The organism is Sphingorhabdus sp. 109 (assembly GCF_902506555.1).
Lineage (GTDB): Bacteria > Pseudomonadota > Alphaproteobacteria > Sphingomonadales > Sphingomonadaceae > Parasphingorhabdus.
On the sequence record NZ_LR732707.1, the window covers coordinates 2,450,853 to 2,475,898 of the forward strand.

The window sequence follows — 25,046 nt, forward strand, 5'->3', positions numbered from 1 at the left end:
CAGCTTCGTGAAAGCCGAAACCAACATAGTCACGAGACATGCCTTGCGTGTCCGAGGGGACTGTCGAACACCAAAAAAGCAGAGTTTTCGGATGTTTGGCAAATTTATTGTGCACTTGCTAACAAACCATTGTTATTACTCTTGACGCATTAGGTAATATCTTTATCGTAGGCAGCGTCGCGTTTGAGAACGGCATTCGTTGGGAGAAGAAAACCTGAGGCATTAGGCCGATTTCCGGTCTGGTAGGAGGTTTTCTATGGGTCGAACATCAGCTCGCGAAACTGCTGCAGAGGCGAAGCCGGTCGGCGTCGCAACTGTTCGCTCCTGCACAATATCCAGATCTGAACCAACCGAAAGCCCGGTCAGGCAGACACTGATCAATCTCGTTCCTCCTGCAACCTTGGTCGCCGTCGTGCTGTTCTGGATGTTTGCGCCAACGTCGGTCACCGAGAATCCATGGTCGATCGTCGTAGCCGGCCTCGCCGTGAGCTTTTTTGTTCTGGGTCTGGAACAGATTCTCGAACGCCACGAGGGTTGGCGCCTGGCTCGCAAGGAGTTCGCCACCGATCTTTTCTATCTGGCACTCCAATATACCGCGATCGGATGGGCAACAGAGACGCTGGCGGACCAACCATTGGCCTCGTTCAAGGAATCGGTTGGAATCAGCACGGAATGGGCCATGCAGATGCCGTTCCTGCTGCAGGTCGCTCTGGTGATCTTTCTATATGAATTCGGCCAATACTGGATGCACAGGCTGATGCATGACTGGTACCCCGCCTGGCTCACCCACGCGCCGCACCATCACATTACGCAGCTCAATGCCATGAAAGGATCCGTCGGCAATCCGATCGAACTGTTCCTGATCAGCCTCAGCGTGATCGCGATCTTTGATCTCGACACGGCTGCGCTGTTCTGCGGCTTCAACGTGCTCACCGTAGTGTCCACCTTCGCCCATGCCAATGTGCGTTCGAACCCGCCCCTCTTCTATTCCTATTTCTTCACCACCATCCGCCATCACAGTCTCCATCACACCGCGTTAAGCTATGAAGATACGCGCTGCAACTATGGGAATTCCTTGATCCTGCTCGACCGGATTTTCGGCACGTTTCGGGACGGGGAATCCGAAGAGGTAGGACAGGATGACCGCAAACGCCTGTCGATTTACGAACAGTTCGTCTTCCCGTTTCAACCCTTGATCAACAAATTCGGTACCACGCGCGCCGACGTATCGGCAGCCACCACTCAAGGAGGAGAGCACTTGGAAAAATAAGTTCGGGAACGCAAAAATTGGGCGGAATCATAACCGCAATTTCAGAAGCGCCAGCTTGAAAGCCGAAAAACGGTAAGCCGGCGAACTGAAAAATCCTCAAGACAAAGTCGCAGGATGAACGACGAACGTCTGGCCCACGGGGGCATTTAAAATGAGGGATAAGAAAAATGATAAAGGACGCAAGATTCAAGCTAGGCCTGCTTTCAGCGACAATATTGTCCGGCACTATGGTCGCCACACCTGTTCTGGCTCAAGACATGTCGGAAGACATTGCGGCTGAAGAAGCCGGCAGCGACAATATGATCGTTGTTACCGCAACGCGGCGGGCCACGACACTTATGGAGACGCCAGTCAACATCTCGGTTGCCAGCGCCGAAGACATTGAACGGAACCGCATCGACGACGTGCGCGATCTCGCCGATTTCACGCCAGGACTAACGATTTCGGATACGGGCCCGGGCTCTACCGGTACGATCGTTCTGCGGGGCCTCAATGCCTCGGGAGTAGGTGATGCCGGTGCAACCTATGACGACGCGCTGGGCGTCTATCTCGGAGAGGTTCCGCTTTATTACGATTTCAAACTGATCGATATTGAACGTGTCGAGACCCTGCTCGGGCCACAAGGGACGCTTTATGGCCTCGGTACATTGGCCGGCGCGATCCGCTATATCCCCAACCGGCCCAAAGTGAACGAAGTCGAAGGAGAGGCACACGGCCGCGTCTACGCCAAGTCTCACAGCGACTCCTTCGGTGTCCAGGTCGACGGAATGATCAACATTCCGATCGTAGAGGATCACGTCGCATTCCGTTCTGCCACCGGCTATTATTTTGATCCCGGCTTCATCGATTATACGACATTGGTACAAGAGCCCGGCGTGTCCCTTCCGCAACCGGACGGTCCCGACAGCATTTCTGCCGACGGCTATGCCGAAAATCTCACCAGAGAGAAGGATCTCAACTACGAGCGGACCTTCACCACACGCAACCAGCTGCTGTTGCAGACCAGCGAAGATCTCAAGCTGACTTTGACTTATGCCTATCAGCAGACCAAGACCGGCGGCGCACAATCGAACAGCGCCGGTGTTCTGGGTACGGGCCGTTACGAAAATGCAAGCCGCTTCACGGAACCGGTCAAACGCCATGCTCATCTTGTTAGCGCCGAAGTCAATGCCAATGTCGCGGATATCTTCGATATCGTTGCGACCGGCGCCTATACCGAGGTCAAATATCGGGGCGAGAGCGACGTTACCGACCTGCTGCTCGATCTGGATTATGATTATGAACTCTTCCCCGCTTTCGCAGCCTGGAATGAATCGGATACCACCCGCAAACAGAAAAACGCCGAGATTCGTTTGGTATCACGGCACGGTGGTCCGTTTAGCTGGGTCGTGGGCGGCTTCTACAACGAGATTAAATATCAGAGCGATTATGCGGAGCATATACCGAACCACCCCTGGGTAGATGCGGTTACCAATCCGGAAGCGCTTGAATATGTAAGCTATATCAGTTCGAAGGTAACCGAGAAGGCAATCTTCGGCGAAGGTACATTCGAGATCACGCCTGAATGGCAAGTCACTGCTGGTGCGCGATATTTCGATTATAGCTCCACTATCGCTGGTGCCGCTGCGCTGCCGGTACTTGGCGACCCGCTCAGTCCATACGATCTTCCTGTCAATGGCGGTGATGCGGGAGAGGACGGCTGGGTGTGGAAGTTGAACACTTCCTATAATTTCACCCCCAACCTGATGGCCTATTTTACCTACAGCAAGGGCTATCGTATTGGCGGTCCAAACCGTGTTGCGCCCTGCCCGGACAATATTACACCCGGCCAGCAGATAATCTGTGCCCTGCCTGACGAACTGCAATATGGGCCGGACACAACCAAGAATCTCGAACTTGGTATGCGTGCGCAATTGTTTGAGAATATATTGTCGTTCAACTTCAATGTCTTCCAGGTCAAATGGAACGGTATTCAGGTCAATTCCTCTACGCTTTATGGTGCGACCGGAATTACCGTAAACGGTGGCTCAGCGGAATCGAAAGGGTTCGAAACCTCGTTCCAGTTCAAGCCGACGCCGGAACTGACGCTTCAGGGAACATATTCCTATACGGATGCCAAACTGACAGAGGATGTGCCGGGGATTATCACCATTCGCGAGACACCTGGAGACTATTCCAACCGGTTCGTACAACTCGATGCATTGGCCGGCGATCGCCTTCCGGGTTCGGCCAAGAACACCGCCAGCCTGGGTGTCACTTATGTCAAGCCGGTCATGGAGGGCGATCTGATCGCAAACTGGACCGCGACCTATCGCGGCAATGTCGTGTCGCGGATTGGTTGGGATCGCGCCTATGGCGATAAGATCCCAAGCTATATCCTGAACCGGGCATCCGTCTCCTACAACACCGAACGGTTCACGGTTGGCCTGTTTGTCGACAATATTTTCGACAAATATGCAGTGGTGTCGGTCGCCAATGATCGCTCACGAATTGGCGTCAATGATGGTGTCACCGTACGCTATTATCGCCAGGCCGTTGTCAATCCGCGCACCGTCGGCATAGAGGGGCGGATCAAGTTCTGATCCTCTAAAATGACGATCGAGGAAGAAGGGGGCATCGGCTGGAAACAGCAGGTGCCCCTGGCCTATTCTCGACGTGTTTCCTTGTGGCCGCGCCAGCGCAACATGCCCTATCTGATCGGAATAGCCTGTTTCTCGAAAAAAGCCCGTGCGGGCTGTAGTGCCGCTTCGTGCGTGCGCCATTTGCCCACTGCGTCAGCATTGATGGGGCGGCGAACCTGCGCGGCGCTCGGCGTAGCCACAGCCGCACTATTTTCGTGAAAAGTCAGGCAGGCTTCGTCCCAGTCAAGAGCGCAATGTTCCAGCAGACACCGGGTCTGCACTTCCTGGTCCGCGACCAGTTGTTCGTAAGATAGCTGCAGCACCTGACCGGGGAACAGTTTCTCCCACATTGCCATCAACTTATCGAAGCGCGCATAATAGCGCGCCGTGTCCAGCAAATCGTAAGAATAAGCATAATAGGCAGACTGGCTGGCGAAGAGATTTTTATAGTTGCTCCAGACCGTATCCATCGGATTGCGGCGCAGGCAGATGATTTTTGCCTGAGGCAGAGCGCGCGCGATATGGCCTATATAGAGAAAATTGGCTGGTAATTTGTCGGTAAACCGGGCGGCGCCCTCATGCCTATGGTGTTCGGCCTGGGCGAGATAGGCGTCACCAATCCTCGCCGGATCAATATTGCCGCTCGCCAGGATTGTCTCCGGGTCGATCACGGTACGCGATGATGTCCCCGCCAGTCGTTTGACCGCAAGCGGCATCGCCTGCAGTTCCCCCGCCGAGACCACATCGGGGTGGGAAGAAAGAATGCGATCAACCAGCGTGGTCCCCGTGCGGGGCATGCCGACCACGAATATCGGTGATTTGTCGGATCGTCCTGATCCTGCGTGAAGGCTTTGGCTGCGCTCGGAAAACAAAGCTTCGATCGCGTCGAATATAGCCGCGTCCTGCGCGAAATCATATCGAAGGGAACGCTTGTGCTCATCATTGGCCGTCGAAAGATGGCGGAATGATTCCGGGTCGCCAATATCTTCCAGTTCCTTCGCCAGCGCATAACGGATACGCAACCCGTCGCCAGGCTTTTTTGCGTTTGCAAGGGCTGCTTTCAGTCTCGGCACATGGTTGGATTCTGGTGTCTGGCGGGCGGCTATGGCAAGGGCGTAGTGAGCGCGCGCATTGCCGGGGTCTGCAGCGATGATGGCTTCATAATGGGCCAGGGCATCCTCGACCCGGCCGGTGAAGCCGCTCGCCGCCGCGAGATTGTAGCGATAGTCGATATTATCCGGTTCGGCCGCGACCGCCGATTGAAAAGGTTCGACCGCCCCCTCATGATCACCAAGCCGGGTGAAAACGCATCCGATCGTATCGAACGTGCGCGCGTCGCTCGGTGCCAGCGCCATCGCTTCTCGCGCGGCCTCCGCTGCATCGCCATCGCGGCGCAGCAGGATAAGCAGCTTCGCCAGCTGTGCCAGATGTTCCGCTTCGGGCCCGCGCGCGACTGCAGCCTCGACCAGGGGCACGGCTTTACCGATCTGGCCGGCTTCCGCTGCAGCAATACCGAGCAGAAAATATCCTGCAGGCTGGTTCTCGTCTGCCGATATCATGGCTCTGGCGGAAGCCGCCGCGGCCGGTATGTCACCGCGCTTCAACGCTTCCCTCGCTTGTGCTTCCAGCGTCAAAACGGAATCGCGATCCACCGGATGTCGGCAATCAGCACTGACTCTGAATATCTCGATCGGGAATGCGCTGCGGAATGGTCCATTGGCTTATCTTATTAACCGCTAATCGGGCGCTGTCAAAGCGAACGGGCCGGTCAATCATCAAATCAAAGGTCTATCGTAATATATTTCCTTCTTTTCGTAATAAATTGTGTTAGATTGATTCTGCGTGCCGCACGGATCGTGAAGCACCGGTTTTATTGCCACGATTGAAGAGGTTTGAGATGTTCTTGGAAGATATTGGAATCATTCCCTCTCGTAAGAAAGATCGGGTACCGGCCGATCGGCCCGCTTCCATTGTCAATCTCACGCGTCGCGGATTTGTTACCGGAACCGGTCTTTTCGTTGTCGCCGTAACGCTCGCAGGATGTTCCAACACGGAACCGACGATCGATGCTTCGACTATGAAGATTCCCAAAGCAGGTCCCAGCCCGCTGACCGAAGTGGAGGGCGGGGATGCGACACCGTCATTGTGGATTGCGATCGAGAAAGACGGGACGGTCAAGATTACCTGCCATCGCTCGGAAATGGGTCAGCAAGTCTGGACCTCTATGGCGCAGATAATTGCTGATGAACTGGAAGCTGACTGGGAAAACGTCGAAATCGTTCAGGCTGAGGGTCATGAGCGTTACGGCGACCAGAACACGGACGGATCGCGTTCGGTTCGCTACAATTTTCACCGGCTGCGCCTTGCTGGCGCGGCGATGCGGCAGATGCTTGTGGCTGCTGCTGCCCTTTATTGGAAAATGGATCCGTCCCGATGTAGCGCCGAGATGGGAAAGGTCTCGAACAGCGAGAATGGCGATACCCTGTCTTACGGCAATCTGGCCGAGCTTGCCGCCAAACTGCAGGTTCCAGCAGAATCCGAGATTGTTTTGAAGAAGCCAGAGGACTGGCGCTTCATAAACAAGGAAATTCCTTCGGTCACTGTTCCGAAAATCACCAGAGGAGAGGGCACTTACGGCATCGACGTCAATGTGCCCGACATGGTCTATGCCGTCATTGCCCGGCCGCCCCAAGTCTTCGGGCGAACCGGCGCGGTTACCGATGCCAAGGCACTGGCTGTTCCCGGAGTCATGCGAACTGTTAAACTTCCGGATGCAAAACCGCCTGCCCTGTTTCAGCCGCTCGGTGGAGTAGCGGTGGTAGGAGTTGATACCTGGGCTGCGATCCAGGGGCGCAATGCGCTCGAGGTTGAATGGATGGACGGACCCAATGCAGGCTATGACTCGGACAATTTTCGCAAGGCAATGGAAGCGAAGGCGAAACAGCCGGGCACTGTTCGCCGCAGCCGCGGCAATGTCGGTACCGCGCTGGCAACTGCTGACAAAACCGTCACTGCCGAATATTATACGCCGCATCTCTCGCAATCGCCGATGGAGCCTCCTGCGGCGACCGCTCGCTGGACCGGTGACCAGCTTGAATGCTGGGCCTGTGTTCAGGACCCGCAGGCAACCCGGCAAACGCTGTCCGACCTGCTCGACGTCGACAAGGAGAATATCACCGTCCACGCTACCTGGCTAGGCGGTGCGTTCGGGCGAAAGTCCAAACCGGATTTCGTTGTCGAGGCGGCTCTAGTGGCACGAGAGGTGGGCAAGCCGGTCAAGGTGACATGGACCAGAGAGGATGAGATACGGCACGGTTTCTATCATTCCACGAGCGCACAGCGGCTCGAAGCGGGGCTGGACAGTGAAGGCAAATGTACCGCTTACCGTCATCGTTCCGTTTTCCCGCCTATCGGCTCGACTTTCAACGCCGCCACGGACGCGCCATCCGACGGTGAAATGGGCATGGGCGCAACCGATGTGCCCTTTGCCATCCCCAATTTGCAGGTGGAATCAGGTACGGCCAAGGGCCATTTGCGTATTGGCTGGCTGCGGTCCGTTGCCAATATCTACCACGCTTTTGCCGTCCAGAGCTTTGCTGCGGAATTAGCGAATGCCGCTGGCCGTGACCAAAAGGACTATCTGCTCGAACTGATCGGCGAACCGAGACTGGTCGACCCCAATGCAGAGCAGGCAAGCTATGGGAATTATGGTGGTTCGGCCGAAGACTATCCAGTCGATACCGCTCGGCTTGCGAATGTGGGCAGGCGAGCAGCCGAGATGGCCGAATGGGGGAGAGAGCTTCCCGATGGCCATGGCCTCGGCATTGCGGTTCACCGTTCATTCTTGACCTATGTAGCGACCGTGATCGAAGTGAAGGTTGCCGCGGATGGAGCTCTGACTATCCCGGGCATATGGCTCGCGGCGGATGCCGGTACGGTGATCAACCCGCGTCATACAAAAGCACAAATGGAAGGCGGGACAATCTTTGGCCTGTCAAACGCCCTTTACGGCGAGATAAGCGCCAGGGACGGTGCAGTCGTGCAGGATAATTTTCCGAGCTGGCGAGTCATGCGGATGAATGAGGCCCCGAAGATTTTCGAAGTAGAAATCATTGCATCGAATAGCCCGCCTGCAGGCGTTGGCGAGCCGCCCACGCCGCCTGCAGCGCCAGCACTGGCCAATGCAATTTTCAATGCTACCGGAAAGCGCTTCAGGACTTTGCCGCTGATGGGGGCCAATCGTGACACGCTGGATATACCAGCAATCTCGGCACGTTGATTGAGGAGCATTTCATGGCGACGACACTGAACATAAATGGCAAAGACGAAACAGTCGAGGCGGCAGCGGGGACGCCCCTGCTCTGGGTACTTCGTGACCATCTGAAAATGACCGGCACCAAATTCGGATGCGGTATCGCGCAATGCGGCGCTTGCACCGTGCATGTGGATGGCACGCCAACCCGTGCCTGTATCACGCCTCACGACAGCCTCGACAAGGCCAAGATCACGACGATCGAGGGATTGTCGGGAGCCGCCGCCGATGTGATCCGTGATACATGGGTAGAGAATGATGTGCCCCAATGCGGCTATTGCCAGTCCGGCCAGATACTCGCCGCCACCGCATTGCTTAGCGAAAAGCCCAGTCCCACCGACGGGGATATTGATGCGGCAATGAGCGGCAATATCTGTCGTTGCGCAACCTACATGAGCATCAGGCGTGCGATCAAGCAAGCGGCAGGGAAGCTCTGATCGGCCTATTTTTTGCCGGGCGTATCTTCAAGGCAGCGCCGCATATTTCCACATTTCCTCAATATTCATTCGTTCAGAGCTTGTGACCTCGCGCAGGCTCACGAATGGCGGGTGCCGCCTTGAATTGTTGAATTCACAACATCATGGAATTTTTGGCAGCGCTATGGCTTTCACCAGACCCAGTTTGCGATCAACCGCATAGATTGTCCGGCTGTTGTCTGGCGCAAAGGAAAAGGCCTGCCCCTCTATTTCGAGCGAGATGGTCGCAATATGCGCCAGATATGGCCCGCGGGCGGGTGCTTCCAGCACATAGATTTCGGGCCGGTCGTGGCCGGATATATATAGTCTGCCATCGGGACCGATGGCGCCACCGGATGCGGCATAGGGTGCCATGCGACCGGTTACCGCTTCAGGAAACAGCCAGCCGCCCGTGCGCCGCCACTGCTTGTCGAAGGTCACAACGCTGGAGTAGCGATGGTCCTTATAGGGGACTCCACGCCGGTCATAGTGGGCAAAGGACGCTAGAAAGCCGGTATCGGTCGCTGCAAACCAGGTCAGCGAACCTTCCTCCATCATGCCGAGACTGCGGGTAGTGCGGTGCTCCATGGTTTTGGTATCAAAAATTTCGATGGACGAGCCCATCGGGACGGCGGGATAGTTGGAATTGGCACACCAGAGAAGCGCCGCATCGACATAGCAACTGTTGAGATGTTCGATGGCGGGCGTAGGCAGATCGCTCCACCGGGCGACAGCCGCCCCATCGGCCAACCGATATTTGCCGATCATGCTGTTGTCGATGGCGTAAAAATGCTCCGCATCTGCAGCCGCCCCCTGGTCGGCTTCAGGGGCTTCATAGACCGCCAGCGTCTTCGCATCGAGCATCAGCGGGACGGGAACAGTATCACCCTCATGCTGGCGCAGCACCGGCTCGCTGGCCATGGGCGGAGTAGCATCGACGGGAACAGACAATAAGACAAACAGCATTGAGAATTGCCAGGCCTTGATCACACCATCATCCTTTGCTTAGAGAAACGGAGTTGTCCTCCGGGAAAAGGCGAGCGATCATTTTTGACCGCTCGCCCTGTATATCATGCATGGTCCCGAAGGATCAGAAACTGGCGCTGAAACCGAAATCGACATTGATGCCATAGGCTTCCCGTGCCGATATCTGACTGCTTACCGCCTGATAGGCGATCGAAGGTTCCTCGGTGATATTGGAAACAGAGCCGAAAAGCTCCACGCCCTTCATGAGACGGTAAGAGAGACGCGCATCCAGCACGGTCCGCCCGGCCGAATAGCCATCGCTCGCACTCGTGGAACCGACAGAAGTGAGATAGGCATCGCGGTAGCTCAAGGCCACCCGCGCCTCGATCGGCCCCTTCTCGTAGAAGAGCGCGCCACCGGCAATCCATTTTGACTGCCGGAAGAAAGGCAGGTCATCGGCTCGGTCCGGTACATTCACATTGCTGTCGACAAAGGTCACGTTGGCCGAGATGCCGAGACCGTCGAGCGGCGCGGGCAGGAATGTCAACCTTCTCACCGCGTTGGCTTCTATGCCGAACAATTCTCCATCGCTGGCATTTTGCGGCTGCGAAAGGCCGAGCAGGTCGATCCCCGCAAAGCTCGTGTCAACCAGACGCTGCGTGTAAACCGGATTCTTGATATTTTTGTAGAACATGGCGAGCGAGAATATGCTCTCGGCATCCGGATAATATTCGGCCGAAACATCAAGTCCCATGGAGGTATAGGGTTCCAGACCCGGATTCCCTGCCTCGCCTTCACCATCCTCTTCCTCGAATGTCGGTACGACATCGCTATAATTGGGACGGCCTATGGTATTGGTCCACGCTGCCCGGATCGCTACATCTGGCCGCGGGCGGTAGTTGAGCGACAGGCTTGGCAGGACATGGGTATAGTTCTGGTCGAAACTCAATGGTGCGATATCCGAGACCGTTATCGAGCCGTCGCCGTCGGTATCGCGGATGGCAAAGGCATCATAGGTGCCTTCGGTCCGCTCGATCCGCACGCCGCCAATGGCGGTCAGATCGCCCAGCTCCAGACTGGCCATGACATAGCCGGCATATATTTTTTCGCTGACGCGATAGTCGGAGGCGCTGTCATTGAAGCCGGTTGTTTCCTCGTCTAGGACGAGCAATCCCGGGTTCTGGCCGAAAAAATAATCGAGCGTGGCGGCATAATCCATCGCCGGTCCGAAGCGGTAATCGCCGTCATAAAAATTGGCGATTTCTGCAAGCGCTGTTCCGCTATCGGCAAAGGTAACGTCGGTGACCGGTTCCCAAAGCTCCTGATAATTGTCGCGGTCCTTGGTCCGGTCGGTATATTTCGCGCCAAATTTGACGAAACTGTCGCTAACGTCGGCAAAGCTGATTTTTACGTCGGCCTTGATCGCATGAAGATCCTCATCAATCGTCTCCCGCCGCAGACGAATGCGGCGCAGCGGAAAGGATGCCGGATCGAACAGGACTTCATCGACATCAACGAACGTGGGCATTTCGCCTTCGACAAGAATGGTCGAGACCGCGACGCTCCCCGAGCGATATTCGATATCGTCGCGCACCGGTGTATGTTCCTGCGCGTGCGCATAGGTATAGTTCAGGGCAAGATCGACATTGCCGAAGCTGAAGTCCGCACCCGGCGAGATATTGTACAGCTTCTGGGTCTGTTCGTTCTGGCGAAACTCACGGGTTGCCCGGCCCGATGAATAGGTGACCTGGTTGGGGGCCGGAAATGTGATGTCGCCGCGCGCCATGTCATAATCAAACTGGTCGCGTCCTTCCACGTCGGTAAATTCATTGTAGATATTGCGAACATAGAGGTGGACATTATCGCTGGGCCGCCAGTCCAGGTTCAGGATAGCGCCAATGCGTTCCCGCATGATCGAATAATCAAAATAGCGCATGCCAGTAGGGGCAAAAAATCCGTCCGCAACTTCGGTCCAGCCTAGCGGATCGACCAGCTGGCTGTCGATGAACCGTTTGGAATAGCTGATGCCGGCGACGATGCCGAAGCTCTCGTCCGGTCCGATCCTTTGGCCGTGCATCGCGCTGCCGGCGAAGCCCAGCTTGTCCGAAGCCCCGCTGTAGATACCGCGGCCGGAAATATAGGTGAACGGCTTGTTCTGGTCGAATGCCGTCGGCGTGACGATATTGATCGAACCGCCGATGGCATTGGCGTCATAATCGGGGGTTACGGTTTTCACGACCTCGATGGCGGCGACCAGGTCCGAAGGGATGGTATCAAGAGCCACGCGCCGGCCCTCGGCCTCCGGAATGCCGACAATATTGCCGTCTATGGTCACCTGATTGAGATTGGGGTCGACACCGCGAATGACAACATAGCGCGGTTCGCCCTGATCGATCTCGACTGAGATACCCGGCAGCCGCTGCAGGGCTTCCGCAGTATTATAGTCGGGCAGCTTGCCGATGCCGTCGGATGAGACGATGTCGGAAATGACCGGCAGCGAACGCTTGCGTTCGATCGCCAGCAGACGCGACGTGCGGGCACCGGTTACAACGATCGCACCGTCCGCGGCATTGCCCGCTAGTTCGATGCTGGCATCCGCGGTTACCGAACCTTGCTGCGGCACCGTGACTTCCATCCTCTGCTCAGTGTAGCCCGGCTGCAGAATGACCAGCGTATAGGTGCCAGCCTCGAGGCCGAGCATCGCATAGCGGCCATTTTGATCGGTGCCGACCGACTGGCCGGTTTCCTCAACCATCACGGTCACTCCGCGCGCTGGTCGATCCAGCGATGCGCTACTGATCGTCCCGACAACATCGCCGGCAATTGCCGTACCGGGCATGACCACAGAAGCCAGAATGGCGGCACGAAGCCAGCGCGTGCGGCTGCCTTTACGGTTAAGAAATTCACGACCCATTTTATTATCCCCAATTTTGAGTGAACCATTTACGGGGCGTCAGCTAGCGGTCGTGCATGACGGCCTGATTGCTGCAACATGTAGTAAATGTGAAAGTTATTGGTCGGTTTTTAATAGTTCGGGTCGTTTAATTAATGTGTCACGACAAGACGTTAGCCCGCCACCATGACCGAGAAAAAATGCGCGCCGCCATCCCCGACATTTCCACCGCTGTCACGGCGTTCGCTCCTCCGGGCCTCTGCTATCGGCCCCACCCTGTTGATGTCCGGTTCGCTAGATGCAGCCCCCCGGGCGACATTCACCCACTCGGTCGCCAGTGGCGATCCGGAACAGCGAAGTGTTACCTTGTGGACCCGCTATGTATCGCCTGACGCTGCAGCGGTCTGGCTGCAAGTCGAGGTCGCTGAAGACGAGCAGTTCGAACGGATTGTTTTCCGCTCGTCCGCCCTGTCATCGCCGGACCGGGATTTTTGCGTTCATACCCGGCCGGAGAAGCTGAAGCCTGGGACATATTATTACTACCGGTTCCGGGCCGCCAATGGCGACGTGTCACCCACGGGCCGCACCCGCACCTTGCCGGAAGGTCGACTGGAGCGGTTCCGGATCGGTGTCTTTTCCTGCGCCAACGCAACATCGGGCTGGTTCAACGCCTATGCCCATGCTGCGGCCCGCGATGATCTCGACCTGCTGGTACACCTCGGCGACTATATCTATGAATCCAAGCTCAGCCGTTCCGATGCGCTCGAGGGGATGGCTGAGCTGCGCGGAATCGAGCCCCCGCACGAGGTGGTTAGCCTTTCCGATTACCGCAAGCGCTATGCCAGCTATCGTGCCGACCCGGCTTTGCAGGAGTTGCACCGGCGTTTTCCGGCTATTGTCATGTGGGACGACCATGAAACCGTGAATAACAGCTGGACAAACGGAGCGGCCAATCATGATCCCGCCAGCGAAGGGCGCTGGACGGACAGGATGGCAGCGGGTGTGCAGGCCTTCTACGAGTGGCTGCCAATGCGGGAAAAGCCATATTCCGAATATCAGCTAGGCGATCTGGCGACGCTCTTTCGCCTGGAAACCCGGCTAACCGGACGCACGGAGCAGCTGGATTTGAAAGAGGCCATCAATGACCATGGTGAAGATATCGCTGCCGCGGCAATGAGTTTCCGCGATGGGCCGCTCAACGATCCGACTCGCTCCATGATGGGGGCCGGACAGGAACAGTGGCTCGCCGAATCGCTCGCTACCTCCACTGCATCGGGGACAAAATGGCAAATACTGGCCCAGCAGGTAATCATGGGACGATCCCGGATGCCGGAAGATTTTGAAGCCTTCTTTGGCCCCGGGGACAGGCCGAGCAACCGGAAGCTTGCAGAGATGGAGCGGGCGGCGCGCCTCGCGGCCATCGGGGTACCGATCCATATGGATCGTTGGGAAGGCTATCCCGCGGCTCGGCGCCGCTTGCTGCAAGCGTCACAAAATGCCGAAGCCGATCTCGTCGTACTGAGCGGCGACAGCCATAATGCCTGGGCGTTTAACCTCGACCATAACGATCAGCCGGTCGGTGTCGAACTGGCGGTACAGGGTGTATCATCGCTTGGCATGGACAAGCGCTATCATGGCGATCCGGCTACCATAGCCAAGCGCTTTGTCGACGCCAATCCTGATCTTGTCTGGTGTGATACCAGCCAGCGGGGCTATATGGTGCTGGACATAGAGGCGGAAAGGATTGTCAATGAATGGCTCTTCATCCCCTCGCGCTTTGCCCGCACGGCAGAGGTCAGCGCCACCCATCGCATGCAGGTTACCCGGGGAAGCCGCAGGCTTTCGTTTAGCGAATGATTCAATTCGAAACCGAGGCCGCCCCCGGCGGAGGGACGGCGCAATAGGAACCCCAGATATGATTGCCCGGCCACTGTCCGCACAGTGAGCAGATTGACTCAATAGCGTTCTTGGATCAGTCGAGATGTTTCAGTCGTTGGCCATGAGTACAAACATCTCTCCAAATCACCATGCCGTCGAGATCGTTGAAGTCGGGCCGCGCGATGGTCTGCAGAACGAGCAGGCTATCGTCAGTACTGCGGACAAGGTTCGGCTGATTGAAAAATCGATCGATGCCGGCAGTCGGCGTATCGAGGTGGCAAGCTTTGTCAATCCCAGACGCGTACCGCAAATGGCTGACGCAGACGAGGTATGCGCCGCTCTGCCCGGCCGGGATGATGTCACCTATATCGGTCTGGTCATGAATTTGCGCGGTGCCGAACGGGCCGCGGAGACCGGACGCAATCTGCAACTGGGCGCGGTTGCCGTCTCCACCGACCAATTTGCGATGGCCAACCAGGGACAGACCAGCGACGGTTCGGTCGAATCGGCCAAAGCCATAATCACCTATGCACAATCCCGGGGGCTGAGCGCCCAGTGCACCATTGGTGCCTCGTTCGGCTGTCCGTTTGAAGGCGAAGTTGAACAGGATCGTGTCGTGGCGATGGCCAAATCTATTGCCGCAGCCGGACCGGTAGAAATTGCACTGGCGGACACCATCGGCGTTGCCAATCCGGCCCATGTCGAGCAATTGGTCAAGCGGGTGCGCGACGCGATAGACCCGCTTCCGGTGCGAGTGCATTTCCATAATACGCGCGGTACCGGCCTCGCCAATGTCTGGGCGGCAGTCCGGGCAGGCGCACAAACGGTGGACACTGCGCTGGGTGGCCTTGGCGGCTGCCCCTTTGCGAAGGGATCAGCGGGCAATGTTTCCAGCGAAGACGTCATCTACATGCTGGAGCGTGCCGGAATTTCAACAGGAATGAACCTCGACGCGTTAATCGCTGCGAACAGCTGGTTATCCGGGGTCATGAACAAGAAACTGCCTGGGTTGGTGGCAATCGCACCCGCCTTTCCACAGCAAGCATAATAAAGGATAGTATATGGGTTATCGTTTGGGCGTTGATGTAGGCGGAACATTTACCGATCTATTGTTGTTTGATGTCGAAAGTGGCGCTTTCTGGCGGCATAAAACGCCGTCCACTCCGCACGACAGTTCCGAAGGTATTCTGACCGGCGTGACCGCGATATGTGCAAAGGCGGAAGTCGATGCCCGGGAAATTGAATATTTCCTGCATGGCACCACGGTCGCCACCAATGCCGTTCTTGAAGGCAAGGGCGCGAAAGTCGGGCTGATCACCTCAGAGGGCTATCGCGACATCATGCAAATTGCCCGCAGTCTGGTGCCGGGCGGCCTGGCCGCATGGATCGTGTGGCCCAAGCCGCAACCGCTGGCCGCACTCGAAAACACGGTCACGGTCGATGGCCGCATGGACGCTCGCGGTCAGGAGCTGCGGCCGCTCAGCGAGACAAGCATCACAAGCGCGCTCACGACGCTCAAGCAACAAGGCGTCGAAGCGGTTACGGTGTCGCTGGTCAATGCCTATACCAATGGCTTGCACGAAAAGCGGATCGGAGAAATGGTGCAGGATTTCCTGCCCGGCATTCCGGTGTCGCTCAGCCACGAAGTCCTGCCTGAAATGCAGGAATATGAACGCACCTTGACGACCGTTGCCAACGCGGCGGTAAGGCCCGTCGTCAGCCGCTATATCTCGAGTTTGCGTACCAAGCTCGCAGACCAAGGTCTGGACGGAAATCTGTCCTTGTTGCGATCCGACGGCGGTTTGATGTCATCCCAGAAGGCCGAGGAACATCCCGTCGACATTCTGATGTCCGGACCCGCAGGCGGCGTCACCGGAGCGATCTGGGTGGGCCGCAATGCCGGGCTGCAGAATATTCTGACGCTTGATGTCGGAGGCACATCAACCGACGTCGCGCTGATCGAGAATCTCGAACCGCGGCGGGTGCGAACCACCGATGTCGGCCATTTGTCCGTACGGGCATCCTCCCTCGATGTAAAAACCGTCGGGGCCGGCGGTGGCTCCATTGCCTATGTGCCGGAACTGACCAAGGCGCTCCGGGTCGGGCCACAGTCGGCCGGAGCGGTACCTGGCCCCGTGGCTTACGGCAAAGGCGGTGAAGAACCGACCGTGACGGATGCCAATGTGGTATTGGGATATCTTCCGGAAAATCTGCTCGGCGGCAGCTTCAAGCTTGATCGCGAAGGCGCGACCAAATCGGTACAGAAAATTGCCGATGCTCTGGGCATCGGGTTGATGGAAGCGGCCCGCGGCATCATCGATATCGTGAATGAAAATATGTTCGGCGCGTTGCGCATGATCTCGGTCCAGCAAGGATATGATCCACGGCATTTCGCGCTCATGGGCTTTGGCGGCGCAGGACCATTGCACGTCAATGCCGTTGCAAAGCTGACTGGCAGCTGGCCCGCAGTGTCTCCGATGTCGCCCGGCGTATTGTGCGCTCTCGGCGATGCCACGACCCGGATGCGGACGGAAACCGCGCGATCATTTTCAAAATTTGCGTCTGAAACCGAAACCAGCGAACTCATTGACCTGCTGTCGGAAATGGCGACGCAAACCCGCGCCGAACTGCTCAGTGACGGAGTGGACGACGCCGATATCAGCAGCGAATTCGAGATTGATGTCCGCTATGCCGGACAAGCGTTCGAAGTATCCTTGACCATAACGCCCGAAATGCTCGAACAGGGTGGGATACAGGGCATATTGGATCGCTTTGACGAGGAGCATAACCGCCTTTTCACGTTCAACATGGATTCGCCGCACGAAATTGTGAATTTGCGTGCCGTTGCGCTTGGCCGTTCACTCGATCTGCCTTCCTCCACGCTACCGAAAGGCAATGGCGACCCGTCTGCGGCGAAAATACGCGATCACAAATTGTGGATGGATGGCAAGGAGCAGGATGGTGTGATCTACGACCGCTCCAAACTGGCGCAGGGAGATATAATTCCCGGCCCTGCCATTGTCGTCGAAATGGACTCCACGACGCTCATCGAATCCGATTGCGTAGCAACGGTCGACGCCGTCGGGAATATTCTGATTAATCCGGCGGAAGGGGAATAAAATGCCTGCAACGATCATTGAAACAAACAATACCCCATTTGCCAAAAAAGATATCGATCCGGTCACCCTCGATATCATCGAGAATGCCCTGCGCAACGCCCGTATCGAGATGGACGCAACACTGGTGCGCACGGCAATGTCACCGGGGATACGGGAACAGGGCGATGCGTTCCCGCTGATCGCAGACCATAACGGCAAGATGATCGTCGGCCAGTTCGGCAGCTTTATCGACGGTTTCCTGCGGCAGTTTGATGGCACGCTGGAAGACGGCGACATGGTTCTGCTTTCAGACCCCTATAGTTGTGAAGGCGCGGTCAGCCATAATAATGACTGGCTGGTGCTGCTTCCTGTTTTCAAAGAAGGTCGCCTGATCGCCTATACCGCGATGTTCGGACATCAATCCGATATCGGCGGCAAGGTCGTCGGCTCCATGCCGATCAACGCCAAGTCTGTTTTTGAAGAAGGCGTCCGTATCCCACCCGTCAAAATCTGGCGGAAAGGCGAGTATAATGATGATCTGATGAAACTGGTCATGCACCAGACTCGCATGCCTGATTGGTGCCAGGCGGATCTGAACGCCATCGTGGCCTCTTGCCGCGTGGCAGCCCGGCGCGTCATCGAGATGACGGAACGTTTCGGCGACGATATTTACATCAGCGCCACCCAAGAACTGCTGGCCCGCAATCATCGCGCGATGAAACAGTTGATCGGAATGGCGATTGGCGAGGAGAAGGTCAGCTTCGAAGATTATATCTGCGATGACGGCATGGGCTACGGTCCCTACAAGATCAAATGCACGATGTGGCGCGACGGCGAAAAGGTGATCCTCGATTTCGATGGTACAGACCCGCAAAGCCAGGCCTCGATAAACTTCTTGCTCAATGAAAATATGTTCAAGATGTTCTTCGGCATCTACATGATCATGGTCTTTGATCCGCAAATCCTGTTCAATGACGGATTCTACGACCTGATTGAAGTCCGCATCCCCGAAGGTTCATTGCTGAAACCGAAATTCCCCGCGGCCCTCTCCGGGCGCACGCATGCTCTGGGACGTATTTTTGACATATTGGGTGGTCTCCTGGGCCAGAAGACGCCGGAGTTCCTGAACGGAGCGGGATTCAGCTCTTCTCCCCATCTCTTTTATTCCGGCTATGACAAGGAAGGAGAATGGTTCCAGCTCTTCCAGATCGGCTTTGGCGGCATACCCGGCAGACCGCTGGGCGACGGCCCCGATGGCCACTCCCTCTGGCCCGGATTTACCAACGTTCCGAACGAGTTTCTCGAACGCTATTTCCCGCTTGTGATCGAACGCTATGAAACGGCGGCCGATAGCGGCGGCGCGGGCTTGCACCGTGGCGGCAACGGTATCCACATGACCTACCGTTTCCTGAGTGAGGGAACGATATCGATCCATGACGATCGCTGGTTCGTACCGCCATGGGGTGTCAATGGCGGCCGTCCGGGCAAACGCGCCCGCAAGATATTGGAAAAGGCCGACGGCACCCGGGAAATTGTCGGCAACAAGGTCGAGGAGTTCCACGTAGACGAAAACGACCAGCTGCACTTCATCACCTGGGGCGGAGGCGGCTGGGGCGACCCCCTCGAACGCGATCCGGAACTGATCGGCAAGGAGATTGTTCAGGGGCTGGTGACCGTCAGCGGCGCGCTTGAATATGGTGTGGTCGTCGACGAGCAGGGTATCGTCGATGTAGATGCAACCGAGAAACTCCGCGCATCGATCAGGGCGGAACGTCCGGATCTTCCGACCTTCGATTTCGGACCGGATATCGAAACACTCCGGGCAAATTGTGAAGAGGAAACCGGACTGCCGGCACCGATCCAGCCAGTCTGGCAGACTATGAAAGAAGCGAAATGACTGAGGAAAACACAGGCGCATTGAAAGATATCCGCGTTATCGAAATGGGGCAACTGATCGCCGGACCGTTTTGCGGCCAGCTGTTGGGCGATATGGGTGCGGAAGTCATCAAGGTCGAACCACCCGTGGTTGACGGCAAGGGCGGCGGCGATCCCATGCGCAACTGGGGTCGCGGTGACGACAAGCTCTGGTGGGAAGTAGTCTCACGAAACAAAAAGGCGGTGTCAGCCAATCTTCGCGTTCCGGAAGGACAGGAACTCGTTCGCAAGCTTGCCGCCACCGCTGACATCCTGATCGAAAATTTCAAACCGGGCACCATGGAGAAATGGGGCCTGGGTCCGGATGTCCTGCACGAAATTAACCCGCGCCTGATCATTGTAAGGGTTTCCGGATATGGGCAGACAGGGCCCTATTCCTCCCGCGCAGGCTTTGGCGGAATCGGCGAAGCCATGGGCGGATGGCGCTATATCGTCGGCGATCCGGATCGTGCGCCGAGCCGGATGGGCATCTCCATTGGTGATACGATGGCCGCCAGCTACGGCTGCATGGGCGCGCTTGCAGCGCTGCATTCGCGCGAAACCACCGGCAAGGGCCAGGTCGTGGATAGCGCCCTTTACGAGGCCGTACTGCAGGTCATGGAAAGCGTCGTGCCCGAATACGACTATTCCGGCTATATCCGTGAACGCTCCGGTTCGGTATTGCCCGGCATAGCCCCGTCAAACGTCTATAAATGCGCGGATGGGGAATATCTGATCGGCGCTAATCAGGACGCGGTATTTGCCAGGCTCTGCAAGGCCATGGAACGGCCCGAACTGGCGTCAGATCCACGATATGTCAACCATGTGGCGCGTGGCACCAATCAGATCGAGCTGGACGAACTCATCGAAGCATGGACCCGAACGCTCACAGTTGACGAACTGGAAGCCCTGATGATCGAACATTCCATTCCCGCGGGGAAAATGTATCGCGCACCGGAAATGATGGACGACCCCCATTTCGCCGCACGGGAAGCGATTATCGAACTGGAAACGCCTCGCTGGGGCCCACTGAAAATGCAGAATGCTTTTCCCAAATTATCAGGCACCCCAAGCGCGGTACGCACCCCGGCTCCCGATCGCATCGGGCAGCATAATGCGGAAATCTACGGCCAGTTGCCGGACATCGACGAGCAGGAGCTGGACCGGTTGGCGGCGCAAGGCGTAATCTAGCGACGGACAGCAACCAAGGGGCGGGTAAATGTCGCGCAGGCGCGCATTACCCGCCAGCTTCAAAAAGCCATGATCCGGGGCGCTTTCGCTTTAACTCGAATGCAATTGATGAGTTCGCAGTCCGCCAGCCAATCCGGATAGCCAGACTGACCCGACGGTGAATTACCTACGAGCCGACATGGTTCTGTTCTGGACTATTTCTAACCACGTCCCGCCGCTATCTGGTCATACCACCGCGCAAACGGTTTTCAGTTCGAGATAATTTGCGAGCGCCGCCTGGCCGCTATCACGGCCGAAACCGGATTGTTTGGTACCGCCGATAGGCAGCGCAGCATCGAACATCAAATGGCTGTTGATCCAGACAGTACCGGCCTGCAGGCGATTGGCGAGCCGCGTCGCATTGGACAAGCCCTCGGTCCAGATGCCGGCAGCCAGCCCGAAGCTGCTGTCATTGGCAGCGGCCAGCACTTCATCGACGTCGTCAAAAGGCGACGCGACCAGAACCGGACCGAATATTTCCTCGCACACCACATTCATGTCGGCCTTGACATCGGTAAGAACCGTTGGCTGCACAAAGCTTTGATTCGGGCCCAGAGTTTCGCCGCCGCATAATCTGGTCGCTCCAGCCTTGATGCCATCTTCGATATAGCCGGCCACGGTCGCCGCATGTTTTCTCGACACCAAGGGGCCTAGCTGTGTGGCCGGATTGAGGCCATGTCCCATCGCCATTTTGCCGGCAGTATCGACAATGCCCTCGATGACCTTGTCAAAAACCGACCTGTGCGCATAAAGGCGCGACCCGGCAACACAGACCTGTCCGCCATTGAAAAAGATCGCATTGGCAGAGCCGGCAGCCGCCGCTGCAATATCTGCGTCCGCCATAACAATGACCGGAGATTTTCCACCCAGTTCCAAGGTAACCCGTTTGAGATTGCCTTTCGAGGCTTCCAATATGGCCCGCCCGGTGTTTGTCGAACCGGTAAATGCGATTTTGTTAACTTGTGGATGCTCGGCCAAGCGGGCACCTGCTTCACTACCCAGTCCGGTCACCAGATTGATCACGCCGTCCGGCAATCCCGCTTCCGCTATCAATTCGCACAATCGGACAGCGGTCAGGGACGTGTCTTCTGCCGGCTTCAGCACGATTGTGCAGCCTGCCGCCAAGGCCGGCGCCAGTTTCATCACCGTCAATACTAGTGGACTGTTCCAAGGGACAATTGCGCCGACCACGCCCACAGGTTCTTTCAAGGTATAAGCAAATATCTCTTTGCCTTCAGGCTGATAATTGATCGAAGTCGGAATGGTCCTTCCTTCAATCGCCAGCGCAAGACCGGCAAAATATCTGAATTGCGCAATGGCACCGGGAATTTCGGCCCAGCGCCCGACATATAATGGTTTTCCCTGGTCGAGGGTCTCCAGTTCCGCCAGCTCGTCTATATTGGATTCCATAAGATCCGCGATCTTGTTCAAGATCCCGGATCGCTCCATTGGCGTCATTGTCCGCCAGGGACCGCTGTCAAAAGCCCTTCGCGCTGCGGAAACGGCCAGGTCGACATCTTCGGCCGCCGCCCGGGCGATCTGACCGATCACCGCACCGGTAGCCGGATCACGAGTATCGAATGTTCCGGACGATTGCGCATCAACCCATTGTCCATCGAGGAAAAGCTGATATTTTCCACGATCAACAAAGGCCTGCGCAGCTGAGGATAGCGCGGGAGCGCCAATATCTATCTCGGCCATTATTTCAATCCTCCGCCGGTCAATTGACCCGGGATATGATCCCCCTGATGTTCGACATAATAGTCAGCGATTTCTTCGCGTGTTGCCCACCAGATGCCATCGAGCTCCTTGGCGAATTCGATAAACTCCCGCACCGCACGAATCGTATGGGCACGACCGGTAACATGGGGATGGAAGCCGACATTCATGATCCGGGCCTGCTGTTCCCCTTCCCGATGCAAGACCGACAGTTCCTCGATCAGGAGGTCGCGATATTCGTCGGTGGTCCGCATGTTCCGCGTCAATATGGTAAAGTCGTTGATCACGTTGGAATAAGGGGTGGCAACGATCGGTCCCTGGTCGGTCCGTATCATATAAGGTTGATCGTCGTTCATAATGTCGCAGTAGAATTTGAACCCCTCTTCCGCGAGAATCGACGGCGTGTTCAGCGTCCCGCGCAGAGAGGATGACAACCAGCCGACCGGTCGCTTGCCAACATGTTTCTCGTAAATCTCGATGGAGCGCTGGATAATCTCGCGCTCGGCGGCGGGGTCGTCGTGAAAGTCGGTCAGCAACTCGCCCTGCTCATAATTATGTGCGATCAATTCCCAGCCACGTTCCAGACATGCATCGGTCATCGCCTTGCGTCGTTCGAACGTCACAGCGTTGGTGGTGCAGCTTGCCTTGACGCCCAGCTCATCAAACAGGTCGAACATACGCCAGATGCCCACTCGCTGACCATATTCGCGCCAGCTATAGTTCGGATAGTCGGGGATGCGACCTGCCAGGGCATTGGGTAGCAACGCCGGACCACCGGCATAATATGGGAGATCCGTGTCTTTCGTCAGATCCCAGGTTTCCAGATTGAACGTCAGGATCAATGCGACCTTTGCACCATTGGGCCACTTCAGTTGGCCGCGCTGCGGCATCGGCACATAATCATATTCAAACATCGGGTTGTGCTCCTTGATATTGACGTTCCCAGCTTAGTGCCACCAACGCCCGATCGAATAAACCGTTTGTGAACGTGAACGCGGATCGAGCGTACCCAAGAACCGGCTGCTAATCGACAGGCGAATAACGACGCTGTCGACAGCACCCGGTTGAATGATCCAGCCTCTACCGGGCCTGATCTGCGGCCAGCTTGAGCCCGGGGCGCCGCCTGCTGGCGCATCTCGTCCGTCGGCTGGCTATAGCGCTAGGCTGGTAGCGAGGTACGATCGCTTGGCAACATCGATTGGCGGATCATATAGCTGCGGCGCTTGACCGGATCATCGACCAGTTTGCGCATTGCGTCCTTGCGTAGTCGATGCTGCTCGCTGTCACCCTCTTTCATGAATTCCATATTCTGGATGGTTTGCGCCTGAACCAGTTCTATGGTCGCGCTCAACCGTTCATCATTAAATTGATTCAATAGCGCGTCCGCATCTCCCCGGCCGTGCAGAATTTCGATCATTTTGGGGCACAGGTTGAACGCATCATGGATGCCGCTATTCATCCCCAGCCCGCCAAGCGGATTGTTCAGATGTGCCGCATCACCGATGATCATCACGCGATTGTCACGCAAATTCTTTGCAACTCGCTGATGCACCCGATAAATTGTCCGGTGTTCGGTCGTCACATCTGGCTTGCCGATCAATCCCGAGAATACCTTTTCTTTTTTGGCATCGGAAACAAGATAGCTGTCCGCCTCGCTCTCGGTCGCCGGAACGAGCACTCGCCACAGCGAGGGAACCCGCAGCAACACAAGCCATTCCATGGGGTCCGACACATAATTCACATAATCAAGGCCGGGGATATGATCTTCCAGCGGTTCGGCACTGGTCAGGCAGAGAAATTTTTCGGGATAGGTAAAGCCTTCAAACTCGGCTCCCATAAGCTTGCGAACAACACTGTTCGCTCCGTCCGCACCAAACACATATTGCGCCTCGATATTCAGAATATCATACGGCGTTTCTATGCTGACTTCGACGCTATTCTCGTTCTGGCGATAACCGAGCATCCGGTGATTGAACAGCACGGTTGCTTTCGGCTCTGCCTCGATCCGTTCGGCCAGCATGCGCGCCAGATGATATTGCTCGCATTGTATGCGGAACGGGAATCGGGTGATGTCCGCGAGTTCGGATAAATCGAAACGGAAGGCTTCACCACCGCTGCGCTCGCGCCACTGGAAAACAGGGGCTTTCAAACCCATCTCTATCAGTTCGTCTGCGATACCAAGCGTATCCAGCATCTCGAGCGTTGACGGATGGAAAGTCGAAGCTCGCAGATCCTGGGTCCCGGCGTCTCCGGCATCAATCACGGTGACCTCAACACCCCTCCGCGCCAAATAGTAGCCCGCCACACAACCCACAGGTCCAGCGCCAACTATAACGACATCTGTTTTCTTCATTTATCATGTCCGTTTTTCATTGCTTGAACGGCGGTCATGCGCGAGCAGAGAAAAGAGCGCGAGATGTTCCCGATATTTAACCGCCTGTCGGTACAATTAGTGAGTTGGCACGGTCAGTGGCGGGACAACATGGCCCCGCAGGAGGGAGCCGCAACGGGAAATCCGCTGCCCGGAAAACCGGGCCGGTCAGTCTGTCCATGATTTGCATGACGGAGGGGACCAAGCTGCTTCCCAGTCGAAGCAACCGCAGCCAGAAACCGCGCGCTACCCGCTCTGCGATTATGTTGGCAGCTTCACTTGCCGCTTTTACCGCTATTGCAGAAACAGTGTTCCATTC

15 protein-coding genes are annotated in these 25,046 nt (G+C 56.7%); 9 read left to right on the forward strand and 6 right to left on the reverse strand.

Annotated elements, in window-relative coordinates:
• The first annotated feature begins 256 nt into the window (after nt 1-256).
• Nucleotides 257-1,270: a sterol desaturase family protein gene (locus BOSE62_RS11565; protein ID WP_159646331.1), complete on the forward strand. Its 1,014-nt coding sequence runs from the start codon at nt 257-259 to the stop codon at nt 1,268-1,270.
• Between the two features lie 167 nt (nt 1,271-1,437).
• Nucleotides 1,438-3,852, forward strand: coding sequence for a TonB-dependent receptor (locus tag BOSE62_RS11570; protein ID WP_159646334.1), 2,415 nt, complete (start codon nt 1,438-1,440; stop codon nt 3,850-3,852).
• A gap of 107 nt (nt 3,853-3,959) precedes the next feature.
• Here BOSE62_RS11570 and BOSE62_RS11575 read toward each other — a convergent pair whose 3' ends face one another.
• Nucleotides 3,960-5,543, reverse strand: a complete 1,584-nt coding sequence (locus tag BOSE62_RS11575) for a tetratricopeptide repeat-containing sulfotransferase family protein (RefSeq protein WP_236553996.1) — start codon at nt 5,541-5,543, stop codon at nt 3,960-3,962.
• Nucleotides 5,544-5,788: 245 nt separating this feature from the next.
• Between BOSE62_RS11575 and BOSE62_RS11580 the strand changes: the two genes are divergently transcribed.
• Both BOSE62_RS11580 and BOSE62_RS11585 read left to right on the forward strand, forming a co-directional pair.
• Nucleotides 5,789-8,170, forward strand: a complete 2,382-nt coding sequence (locus BOSE62_RS11580; RefSeq protein WP_159646337.1) for a xanthine dehydrogenase family protein molybdopterin-binding subunit — start codon at nt 5,789-5,791, stop codon at nt 8,168-8,170.
• A 14-nt stretch (nt 8,171-8,184) separates the two neighbouring features.
• Nucleotides 8,185-8,640, forward strand: a complete 456-nt coding sequence (locus BOSE62_RS11585; RefSeq protein ID WP_159646340.1) for a (2Fe-2S)-binding protein — start codon at nt 8,185-8,187, stop codon at nt 8,638-8,640.
• Between the two features lie 141 nt (nt 8,641-8,781).
• On the opposite strand, the gene BOSE62_RS11590 is transcribed toward BOSE62_RS11585, so the two are convergent.
• Together BOSE62_RS11590 and BOSE62_RS11595 are read right to left on the reverse strand one after the other, a co-directional pair.
• Nucleotides 8,782-9,624, reverse strand: coding sequence for a hypothetical protein (locus tag BOSE62_RS11590; protein WP_159646343.1), 843 nt, complete (start codon nt 9,622-9,624; stop codon nt 8,782-8,784).
• Between the two features lie 124 nt (nt 9,625-9,748).
• The gene (locus tag BOSE62_RS11595; protein ID WP_159646346.1) at nt 9,749-12,538 is read right to left on the reverse strand and encodes a TonB-dependent receptor; all 2,790 of its coding nucleotides are present in this window, start codon (nt 12,536-12,538) and stop codon (nt 9,749-9,751) included.
• A 165-nt stretch (nt 12,539-12,703) separates the two neighbouring features.
• Between BOSE62_RS11595 and BOSE62_RS11600 the strand changes: the two genes are divergently transcribed.
• From BOSE62_RS11600 to BOSE62_RS11620, 5 genes are all read left to right on the forward strand, one after another.
• On the forward strand, nt 12,704-14,374 hold the full coding sequence (locus tag BOSE62_RS11600) for an alkaline phosphatase D family protein (RefSeq protein WP_159646349.1): 1,671 nt from the start codon (nt 12,704-12,706) through the stop codon (nt 14,372-14,374).
• A gap of 142 nt (nt 14,375-14,516) precedes the next feature.
• A complete protein-coding gene (locus tag BOSE62_RS11605; RefSeq protein WP_159646352.1) occupies nt 14,517-15,443 on the forward strand; it encodes a hydroxymethylglutaryl-CoA lyase in 927 nt (308 codons plus the stop codon).
• Between the two features lie 13 nt (nt 15,444-15,456).
• Nucleotides 15,457-17,514: a hydantoinase/oxoprolinase family protein gene (locus BOSE62_RS11610; protein WP_159646355.1), complete on the forward strand. Its 2,058-nt coding sequence runs from the start codon at nt 15,457-15,459 to the stop codon at nt 17,512-17,514.
• 1 nt (nt 17,515) lies between these two features.
• Nucleotides 17,516-19,390: a hydantoinase B/oxoprolinase family protein gene (locus BOSE62_RS11615; protein WP_159646358.1), complete on the forward strand. Its 1,875-nt coding sequence runs from the start codon at nt 17,516-17,518 to the stop codon at nt 19,388-19,390.
• On the forward strand, nt 19,387-20,598 hold the full coding sequence (locus BOSE62_RS11620; protein WP_159646360.1) for a CaiB/BaiF CoA transferase family protein: 1,212 nt from the start codon (nt 19,387-19,389) through the stop codon (nt 20,596-20,598). The genes BOSE62_RS11615 and BOSE62_RS11620 overlap by 4 nt, the downstream gene beginning before the upstream one ends.
• Nucleotides 20,599-20,823: 225 nt before the next feature.
• Here the strand turns inward: BOSE62_RS11620 and BOSE62_RS11625 are convergent, their stop codons facing one another.
• From BOSE62_RS11625 to BOSE62_RS11635, 3 genes are all read right to left on the reverse strand, one after another.
• Nucleotides 20,824-22,338 carry an aldehyde dehydrogenase family protein gene (locus tag BOSE62_RS11625; protein ID WP_159646363.1) on the reverse strand — a complete coding sequence of 505 codons (1,515 nt, stop codon included), beginning with the start codon at nt 22,336-22,338 and terminating at the stop codon, nt 20,824-20,826.
• A complete protein-coding gene (locus BOSE62_RS11630) occupies nt 22,338-23,270 on the reverse strand; it encodes a polysaccharide deacetylase family protein (RefSeq protein ID WP_159646366.1) in 933 nt (310 codons plus the stop codon). The genes BOSE62_RS11625 and BOSE62_RS11630 overlap by 1 nt, the downstream gene beginning before the upstream one ends.
• Before the next feature lie 245 nt (nt 23,271-23,515).
• Nucleotides 23,516-24,709: an FAD-dependent oxidoreductase gene (locus BOSE62_RS11635; RefSeq protein ID WP_159646369.1), complete on the reverse strand. Its 1,194-nt coding sequence runs from the start codon at nt 24,707-24,709 to the stop codon at nt 23,516-23,518.
• Nucleotides 24,710-25,046 lie beyond the last annotated feature (337 nt).